The sequence below is a fragment of the Pseudarthrobacter sp. efr-133-R2A-89 genome, assembly GCF_030209315.1.
Taxonomy (GTDB): domain Bacteria; phylum Actinomycetota; class Actinomycetes; order Actinomycetales; family Micrococcaceae; genus Arthrobacter.
Map to the genome: position 1 here is coordinate 1 of NZ_JARVSE010000012.1, position 9,168 is coordinate 9,168.

General features: G+C 60.6%; 7 protein-coding genes and 1 pseudogene. 4 read left to right on the plus strand and 4 right to left on the minus strand.

The annotated features are described in order from the left end of the window. Positions 1-785: DUF349 domain-containing protein (locus QRM95_RS19220; RefSeq protein WP_350223895.1), on the minus strand; the 785-nt coding region annotated here is incomplete at its 3' end. Between the two features lie 278 nt (positions 786-1,063). On the opposite strand from QRM95_RS19220, the gene QRM95_RS19225 reads away from it, so the two are divergent. The 3 genes from QRM95_RS19225 to QRM95_RS19235 all read left to right on the plus strand — a co-directional run bounded on the left by QRM95_RS19225 (position 1,064) and on the right by QRM95_RS19235 (position 4,134). Beyond that, positions 1,064-1,663 (plus strand): hypothetical protein, encoded by a 600-nt coding sequence (locus QRM95_RS19225; protein ID WP_285249032.1) that lies wholly within the window; start codon positions 1,064-1,066, stop codon positions 1,661-1,663. Between the two features lie 359 nt (positions 1,664-2,022). Beyond that, the gene (locus QRM95_RS19230) at positions 2,023-2,991 is read left to right on the plus strand and encodes an FRG domain-containing protein (RefSeq protein ID WP_285249033.1); all 969 of its coding nucleotides are present in this window, start codon (positions 2,023-2,025) and stop codon (positions 2,989-2,991) included. A 147-nt stretch (positions 2,992-3,138) separates the two neighbouring features. Further along, the gene (locus QRM95_RS19235) at positions 3,139-4,134 is read left to right on the plus strand and encodes a competence protein CoiA (RefSeq protein ID WP_285249034.1); all 996 of its coding nucleotides are present in this window, start codon (positions 3,139-3,141) and stop codon (positions 4,132-4,134) included. Positions 4,135-4,482: 348 nt separating this feature from the next. Here QRM95_RS19235 and QRM95_RS19240 read toward each other — a convergent pair whose 3' ends face one another. From QRM95_RS19240 to QRM95_RS19250, 3 genes are all read right to left on the minus strand, one after another. Then, positions 4,483-6,177 (minus strand): hypothetical protein, encoded by a 1,695-nt coding sequence (locus QRM95_RS19240; RefSeq protein ID WP_285249035.1) that lies wholly within the window; start codon positions 6,175-6,177, stop codon positions 4,483-4,485. A gap of 105 nt (positions 6,178-6,282) precedes the next feature. Further along, positions 6,283-6,423 carry a hypothetical protein gene (locus QRM95_RS19245; RefSeq protein ID WP_285249036.1) on the minus strand — a complete coding sequence of 47 codons (141 nt, stop codon included), beginning with the start codon at positions 6,421-6,423 and terminating at the stop codon, positions 6,283-6,285. 174 nt (positions 6,424-6,597) lie between these two features. Next, positions 6,598-6,831 carry a hypothetical protein gene (locus QRM95_RS19250; protein ID WP_285249037.1) on the minus strand — a complete coding sequence of 78 codons (234 nt, stop codon included), beginning with the start codon at positions 6,829-6,831 and terminating at the stop codon, positions 6,598-6,600. Between the two features lie 1,009 nt (positions 6,832-7,840). Between QRM95_RS19250 and QRM95_RS19255 the strand changes: the two are divergent. After that, positions 7,841-9,039 (plus strand): annotated as a pseudogene (locus QRM95_RS19255) (IS110 family RNA-guided transposase). Positions 9,040-9,168: the final 129 nt, after the last annotated feature.

Below are 9,168 nucleotides of genomic sequence, written 5' to 3' on the forward strand. Positions count from 1 at the left end.
GCCTGACGAGCCTCCCATTCCTTCTGCTTGCGCTCCTTTTCAGCCTGACGAGCCTCCCATTCCTTCTGCTTGCGCTCCTTTTCATCCTGACGAGCCTGCCACTCCTTCTGCTTGCGCTCCTTTTCAGCCTGACGAGCCTCCCATTCCTTCTGCTTGCGCTCCTTTTCAGCCTGACGAGCCTGCCACTCCTTCTGCTTCCGCGCACGCTCAGCCTGACGAGCCTCTGCCTCGGCCTTTGAGCGGTCGAACAACTTTTTGGACTCCGCCTCAAATGCATCCCGGAGAGCACGTTCCTCTGGCCCCGCCGTTCCTGCAGACCTAAACTGCTCACGCAAGCCCCGCATCTTCGCTGTGGCGGACTTGGTGTCGGACTGTGCTGCCACTATGGCCACTTCCCGCAGAATTTCCCGTTTACGTTCCGCAGCTCTTGCCGTTTCCAGCTTCAGGCATTCCCAGAGTTCACGGGAAGCATCACGGAACCGCTGGTTATACTGCCGATCAAGGAAACCGCCGGAACCTAAGTTCTTATAGCTGTTTTGAAGTTCCTTGGCTGCCTGTCTGAGGGCACGATCAGTTGAACCTCCTCTCGCAGCGTCCCGGAGTCTTTCCATCTCCATCACCATCCGAAGCTTCGTCCCCGCATTTAATTTGCGAGCATCGTTTTCATCATTGGTTTTCCGCTGCTCGGAGTATGCATCACCGGCAGAAAAGACTGTGTCGTACTTTCCAAAATCATTGCCAAGAAGGGAATCTACTTGTGCAGCTTGCCCGACCGCGCTAGCCACAATCTCCATTCCGGCTGCCGCAGTCTCTTTCCAGCCGTTCCGCCCGCCTTGCCCCATTGCAGCGCCTCTCATCAAAGTTTGGCGCTATCTTTGCAGTGCAAGGCCTGCAACGCAATAACTTCCAGCGGGATTTCGCCGAGACATCCTCACGGGTGTTACTTACTACATTAATCTGACCCCTAGATTCGACAGAGGACGAAGGCGTTTTCTTCCGGTACGGTTAGGCTCACCCCGCGAGTTGTCCGCACTGGTCAGCCGCCCTGTGAAATGCTCTGCGCATGACAAAGACAAATGCTGTGTGGAACCAATTGGGCCCGGAAGCTTGGGGTGTTCTCCTGCAGGCGCATGAAGGTGTTCACGCCGCCATTTCCCCGGCTTACGATGAGGTTCTAACTGAAGTTGCGGCAAGGATACGGAATGCCGGCAGCATTGGGAAGCTGGACATCGGGGCGCTGCTGTTCTGGAAGAGGCTGCGGGCCGATACTAAGTGGGTGCGGGAGCTGATGCTTATGAGTGACAGCGACGTCAGGCGCATCACCGGCCCTGCGGCCACAGCAGTTAATGACACCGCTCTGGACGTGCCAAATGCTGCTGCCCAAGGCCGATCCGCTCTTGCACCTCTGCCTGGATTCGCTCGAGGCGATGCCCTGGCCTCGGCGGTTCTTACTGCGGCCGCGCCTGAACGCATGGCAGTTTACGACCGCCGATCGCAGAGTGGACTAGAGAAGCTTGGGGTGACGTTGTCTTCATCTCGAGGAAGGTACGGACGCTATATGAAGATACTTGAAGACCTGTCCACCGCGGCTCACTCTCACGGCCACGACTGGTCGGCGCGTGAAATAGACCTTGCACTGTACTGGCTAGGAAGGCAGTCCTAGTTCGTCAGAAGGGCCAAATGTCTTCTCGGAGGCGGGTTAGTGCCCATGGTTGTATCGACTAACCGAGGTTGAGGACCTTCGAGGGCCACTCATACGTCTCGGTCACCAGGAAGAGTACCGCCCCCACCGAACCAATAGATTTGGTCCCCAGGCGAAAGAAACCCACGCTCGATCCGCTTAGCTCTGATGGATCTTAAAGGACTCTTTTCCGACCCAACGAAGTGCTCGGGAACCCCCGCAACCAAAATGCCTTCTCGTTGCCTAAACTCTCGTTTTTTCGACCGGGAGTGCGACGATTTGGTGCAACTGCGGCCGCGCCGCGCAGGGTGAAGGTTCTTGTTCGGCATAACCTGCCTTTCATGGCAGTTGATGAAAGCTACATGAGACAGGACTCGCCGTGGGTGGGCGATGCAGCGGGCCCTTTTCCGCAAACCCCCCAAGATCTTTGGAACATCATCGGGAGCATCAGCTTTGGGATGGACCCGGAGGCCAAGATTCTATGGCGCGGGATGTCGAATTACACTTGGGGAGTCGAGTCTTCGCTCATACGCGCTCTTCACACGCGTGGCGTCCCAATTACAGAGGAGAGCGTCCGAATCCACGAAAGACGCGCCATAGAGGCTGCTCGAAATTGGGGTCTTGGTGGCACTGCTTACGGGCATGCCACCGATCTTCACCTCTTGGCCATGATGCAACACCACGGCGTGCCAACGCGTCTGGTCGACGTCACTTACAACCCGCTGACTGCCCTATGGTTTGCCTGTGCCAAAGATCCAGACCAAAGCGGAGTGCTCGTTGCCTTCATGGTTCGGGACGCATGGGAAGTGACGACCGCCCCAAGGCTCACTGGTACGTGGGGATCGCTGGGTAACCCATCCGAGTACGACCTGGATCAGGCTCTCGAGATGTCCGCGCGAGAAGGCTACGTGGTCTTGGTTGACCCAGTCGTCAAGGATCTCCGGATGAGGGCCCAGGAAGGACTCTTCCTGACATCCGCTATTCCGGCAGATCCGGGGTCGCCAGCACTGATTGGATTCCCGGAGCCACCCAAGAAAGGCTTCTTCAACCAAGCTGCTGCCCTACTTAACGCCGGGTTACCTCGGGATTTAAGTGGGAAAGGCAATCCGTTTGACGCCATGGGCATCGTGATCCCGCCCAAGGTGAAGAAGTCGCTACTGGCCGTCCTCGAAAAGAGCTTCAATAGGTCGACCCGCACGCTCTTTCCGGATCTTTCGGGCTTCGCGGAAGCCCATGACATCTGGATGCCTGACCCGAATTTCTCGCCGCAGGAATCGGACCAGAATGCCGCACAACCGCCTGCCGTCTAAGTACTGTAAAGCTGCCTGACCGCTCGGTGACGGCTACGAGCGTCTGAATTGACTTGAAACAAAACTGTCTGTTGCCGTACAGGTGGGGGCGTGTGTTGAAATCACCTGCAGGGCCAGAGCATCTGCTGGCGGTTGAAATGGGGGACCATGCTGCTAACAGCCGTGCTCGATGAGAGCCGCGTCGACGCCACAACGTTCACCGCTGAGACCTGGGCGGAACTTCAAGCGTCAGAGGACCGGAAGCGCATGGTCATACCAGTCTGTGGTGTACGCGCGGTAGCAAAGACCCGCGGACCGGTGACCCGCTACTTCGCGCACCACAAGAAGGCCGACTGCAAAGTGGACCATGGCGGCGAGTCGCCGCAGCACCTGGCCATGAAGGAAGCATTGAAGCTCTGCGTCGACCGGGTTACTGGCTGGCACGCGATTCTCGAGCACCCGCACCCATCCCGAGAGTGGATCATTGACGTCCTGGCAGAGTCTGATGATTTCACCAAGCGGGTGGCATTCGAGGTGCAGCTGTCACCCCAGACGCCGGAAAAATACTACACGAGGTCGCAGCGCTACTTCGACAGCAAAGCCTTCCCCATTTGGCTCATCCCCCGCCGGCTTGAGTACCACGAGACCAAGGTTCCCGTAGTAGTAACGGGCTTTGGGAAGACAGCCGTCGTGCCGGAGGATCCTTCCGAGCTGCTGGCCCTGCCCGCTAGCCAAAACTTCGTCATGGCCGGCGATAGCGTAGGCGCCTTCGTCGAGGCCCTGCTCCTGAAGGGGCCGTCCTGGCAACATGGCACCCCTCATGCCCAGACCGAGGCTCGGAAAGCAGCTGCAGAGGCGGCGGCCGCTGCAGCCGAGGCTGAGCGCCGGAAACAGGAACCCATCAAACAGGCGATCGAGGTGATGAACGACCTTTCCGCCTCACCCGCATCCGCCTTCGGTCCACACACCGTGCGCACCCAGGCAGACACGTACGTCTGGGGAAGCCTCACCTGCTGCTGGGACTGCGGAGAACCGATGCTGGTCTGGGACGCGCGGACGTGGGCTTGGGGTGGTGGGATGCCAAATCTACGGCCGGAAGCGGTTCGAGAACCACCCCGAGGTGCATCGCGCCGTCGACAACTGGATCAAAGCTGTCAGGGCTGACGTCAAGAAAGCAGTCATCGAGAATCGGCGTACCAAGGCCGGCGGCAGGTACTACAGCGCGTTTGTCTGTCCATCCCGCGACAGGACGATGGGGCAGTTCTTCATCTCATGCATCCGCCCGGAGAAATGGTCGCTCCTGGGTAGCCCGGCTGTGGTGCCCCCGCCGCCAGGCCCGGTCGTCCAAAAGCCCGTGCCTCCGGCGCCCGCCCAGGCTGTCCCAAAGCCTGTGGCCGCCGCGCCCGCTACTCGCAGGCGGTGTCGCATTCACGGGACCCCGAAGGAGGAGTGCGACTGGTGTCAGGGACGTCCGTCGCCGCGACTTGGGAAGCGCTATTGAAGCAGCCAGGCTCAAAGGTTCATCCTTGCAGCTAGCTCTGTGATGAAGCGGACCGCTGTTTGTCGTTCCCACAAGGGGATCCCGAGACCGACTCCGCTTTCAGCCATGTGCTGGTCCAACCCCAACCCCGGCTCAACTGCGCGCCATTGACGGAGAACATCAACGACCTTGACGCCTTGAGAAAGGGCATGTTCGAGCATCCGGAGGTCCTTCAGGGTTATGAATGCAACGGGCAAGCAATGCTCCTCCGTCAGCAGGCCCTCCGCGTGCAGGCGCTCTTGAACCCTAGCGTGAAGAATGGCGTTCCACTGAAGCCCCGCCGAAGAGGTAAGCACCAGGGGGACGAAGGTGCAGCCTCGATTGGATCGATCCTTACGAAGTAACTGCACGGTAGAGGAAAGCTGCTTCGCTTTACGTTCCATGAGGACGCGATCAAGTTCCTGTTCCAGCTGCTGCACGTCAGCCGTTGCGTTGACCACGGGCTCTGGCACCGCACGGTCTGTGACCTCAACCAGCAGCCATGTCTCACCCAGCCTTACCGCGAAGTCACAGGCTTTTGCCTGGTTCTTTCCGGGGTGCAGGCGTTGCAGCTGTCCTTCAGTAAACACTTGGGCCTTAGTTCCGACCAGCATCCTTCTCAGAGTTCTGCCCGTCTCATGTTCCAGGACTGTTTTCGTGCAGGCCCAGAACGCTTCGTCTCTCCGAGTGCCGTCCCGTTTGTCGCATCGCTTGAGATGCTCGCGTACATCGAAATACGTGACTTCGCTGAATGCTCGTTGCACCGCGTAGTTGAGCCGGAAGAGAAGGATCCGTCCGGATGACAGCCGAATCAGCGGGAACTGGCGAAAGAGGTTGAACGCGAACCGCGACATCTCCGACTGCCTCTGCTGTCGGACCTTCTTCCTCAGGGTCCTAAGATCTATGCAGGTGGCCTCCAGGAAGAGCTCGATAGCTTCTGGTGCTACACCCGATTCATTGAAAAACTCCGGACCAAACATGACATAGCCCCCGTGGCCGTTCGACGCATAGAGTCGAACCGCCACTGCTGCAAAGTCATCGATCGCAACACCCGTTGCTTCCTTGAACAGCTCCCGGGGCTGTCCGCCGGCTCTTCGGGTGTCCGCGTTGTCCACGGGCCAGTTCTGGAACCAAACTTGCCGGGCCCAGGCGAGCTGGTGAGCGATCGAGATGGTTCGGTTGAAGTACAGGTTCGCAATGACTTCAGCGGACAGGGCAGCGTCCTGCCCGCCCCATAGACTCCCATCCCCCACGGGCGAGCCCGACTCGTCGGCAATGCCGAGCATGCAGCGCACGATGATGTCCATTCCGGCAGCATCATCACGAGGAGGACCCTCAGGGCAGTATTCGAGAGCTTCAGCGGCAGCCAACTGCAGCATTTGCGGTGGGAACAGTACGAAGCCCAGACCCGCTTGCGCAAAGAGTCTGTCTCTCAAGGAGAGGTCCTGAATTTGAGCTGCCCACTTCAATTGGACGAGGTTGCCATCCTCGCGCGAATCTGAACGGTCCAAGTCGGAGAGAAGGGAGGCGATCAGGAACAAGGCCTGCTCGTCTGATATGCCTTTCCAGAGCTCTGCCCGCCGCTGTTCAGGGATGGGTTCGCCCAGCACGTCCTCGGCCGTCACATAGACCTGCGCCCAAGAGAGCTTCGGAGCGGTGAAACCTTCCATCCAAGCGTCTGCTGCCATACAGCTATCTTGCCGGAGCTTGGCCTTCGATTCATACGCAACCGCCGAGCTCCGGCCGCACGCGGAACCTCCAATCCCCAACCTCGGCGACCGCCGTGACTGGGGCTAAAGCGCGGCCGCCAGGGAGTAGGCCACCTCCAGGTCGCCAGCTTCGGTGGAGAGGTCGTAGTCACTGAACGCGGTCGGCAGCAGGACCCCCCGGGCCGCAGCCGTCATGCCCGCAACGAACCATCGAAGCTTGGTCATGGTTCCGACACGCCTCCGCGCTGGATAGCGCAGTGGCTGGACGGTCGGACTGACAAAGCCCGGCTGCCGGATGGCAGGTGGGCTGGCGGCACGAGTTCCCCCCAAGCCGTCGCACCGGATGGCACGACGGCTGGCAGGACGGGAGAGCCCTGTTTTTATGTCCAGGGCCAGATGTCAGGCCGCCCTAAACTCAGGGGAAGCTGCGGCGATCTCAGCCGCCTTCTTAGCTGCGGCCTCCGGCGTCATCGGCAGGCGGTCCGCCCACTCCTCCATCTGGACCGGGTCATAGCCGGCCCAGCCGGCAGCGATGGTGCCGTCGGTGACGCGGACGATCAGCAGCGGCGCGCTCGTGGCATTGAACTGGAGCCCGAGCTCGCGCACGGCATCCTGGTGGAGCTCCGGGGTCATCGTTCAGGGCCGGTCTGACGTACTGGATTCCGAGTTTGCCGGCTTCGCGGTACGTGGCGCCGCACTGGACGCAAGAAGGCTTCGAGTAAATCTCGAGGGTGAAGTCGATGCCGCCGGAGGGGGCAGCGGGGGCTTCAAGGACTGCAGCTGCCATGAGTTCTTCTTTCCGTTGGCGATGGGGTTGCCCGGGTGGGCTATTATTTGCTGACCGCAGCTACGTAGTCGCCCGCGAAAGGGCGGCGCATCAGTGCGACAGCATGGGAGCCCGGGGAGTGAGCAGGCCGGAATATGCCGACGGCATTCCCGTCTTCGGACAAAGGCCTTGTCGGCCGGGAACAGCTCGATAACATCGCCGCCTCCAGACAGCCCGTTCAGCAGATCGCGGTAAGTGCTGCCCGGATGGCCGGAGCGCTTGGCGCGAAGCCGGGTGACGTTCTTCATGATTCCTCTTTCATCGGTGTTCGGGATCAGTCGGGGCCGACGGGGGGAGGACGGAGACGTCTCGTCCGGCTACCCCATAGGCCTTGTTCCGGGAGTGGCAGAACGTTGCACGGGGCATTTGCGTGGCACTGCTACTCGATTGTCGGGAGATACGCGCAGGAAGCGGTTGGCAAACTCGTCCAATACCTTGAGGAGTGCTGCTGCCCAGGGAGTGACGCCTTCGGCCCGGACGTGGCTCTCCAGGGTTTCGAAGACAAGGATCAGCGCGTCCAACCGTTCTTCGGACTCCAGCTCGGCGAACGTCGTCTCGAGTGCCGGGCCGTGCTGTGCGTCCTTCGCGTTACATTGGTTCCGTCCCCGAAAGCCGGGGACGGGGTCGCTGGACCTGGTATGACTTTCTTGCCCTGTCACCAATGATCCGGGGGGTGTTGTCGCCAGGTTCGGAGACCCACGTTGACTGCTGATAGGGATACGGCCGACTCCTTCCACGGGGTCAGGTCTCTTTGTAACGTGGGTGCCAGCATCGGGTGTCGTGACTGCGGCCATGAGTGGTGCAAAGGAGCCCCGGATGGACGAAGGATACGAGATCTACTGCGGGCTGGATGTCGGCAAATCCGGGCATCACGCCGCGGCATTGAACACAGTTGGCGAACGGGTCTTCGATAAGCCCCTGCCTCAGGATGAGGCGCGGCTGCGCGAGCTGTTCACCGGCCTGCAGCAGCACGGCAGGGTTCTGGTGATAGTGGACCAGCCCAACACCATCGGCGTCCTGCCGATAGCCGTAGCCAGGGACTGCGGATGCACCGTTGCCTACCTGCCCGGCCTGGCGATGCGCAAGGCCGCTGACCTGTACCCGGGAAAGTCCAAGACGGACGCGCGGGATGCGTTCATCATCGCCTATACGGCCCGCGCCATGCCGCACACGCTGCGGGCTGTTGACCGGGACAGCGAGGTACTCGCGGCTTTGAAGGTGCTCTCTGGATTCGACGCTGATCTGACCCATGAGTGCACCCGGGCGATCAACCGGCTGCGTTCTCTGATGCTGCAGATTTTCCCGGCCCTGGAGCGCGTCTTCCCGGGAACCGTGCTCACCCGGTCCCTGGTCCTGGAGCTGTTCATCAAGTACGCCGGACCAACCGGGCTGCGGGCCGCCGGACGGTCCAACGTGCTGCGCTGGGCCAGGAACCACAGCCGCAAGGACCCCGTGAACCTGGTTGACGCCATCTTCACCGCACTGAGCGAGCAGACGGTCACCGTGATCGGCACCGAAGCGGTCGAATTGGTCATCCCACGCGTCGCCGCCCAGATTAAGGAACTCAAACACCAGCGAGCCATCGTGGCTGAAGAAGTTGAAAAGCTCCTCGATGACTTCCCTCTTTCCCGGGTCTTGATGTCCATGCCGGGAGTCGGCATCAAGACCGCAGCGACGATACTCCTGACCATCGGCGACGCCGGCACCTCACCACGCCCGGGCACCTCGCCGCCTACGCCGGCATAGCCCCTGTGACACGACGCTCCGGGACCTCGATCCGCGGTGAATTCCCTGCCCGCTCGGGGAACAAGCAACTCAAGAACGCTCTCTTCAGATCCGCCTGGATCGCGAGCTGCCACCACCCTGCGTCCAAGGCCTACTACCAAAAGAAACGCGACCAGGGAAAGAAACGCAACGCCGCCGTCATCTGCCTGGCCCGGCGCCGCTGCGACGTCATCTACTCAATGCTCAAACACGCCACCCTCTTCGAGGAAAAACCCGCACTGGCCGCTTGACCAAAAGCATAGGGACACCCCCCTAGGAGGTCGGCAACCGCGGAGGCGGATAGGCTCACTCTGACAGCGCTAGGTGTACTCAGTCAGTAGGTTGGTTGCACCTGCTGATGGGTGGTTTGCCTCCGAGGC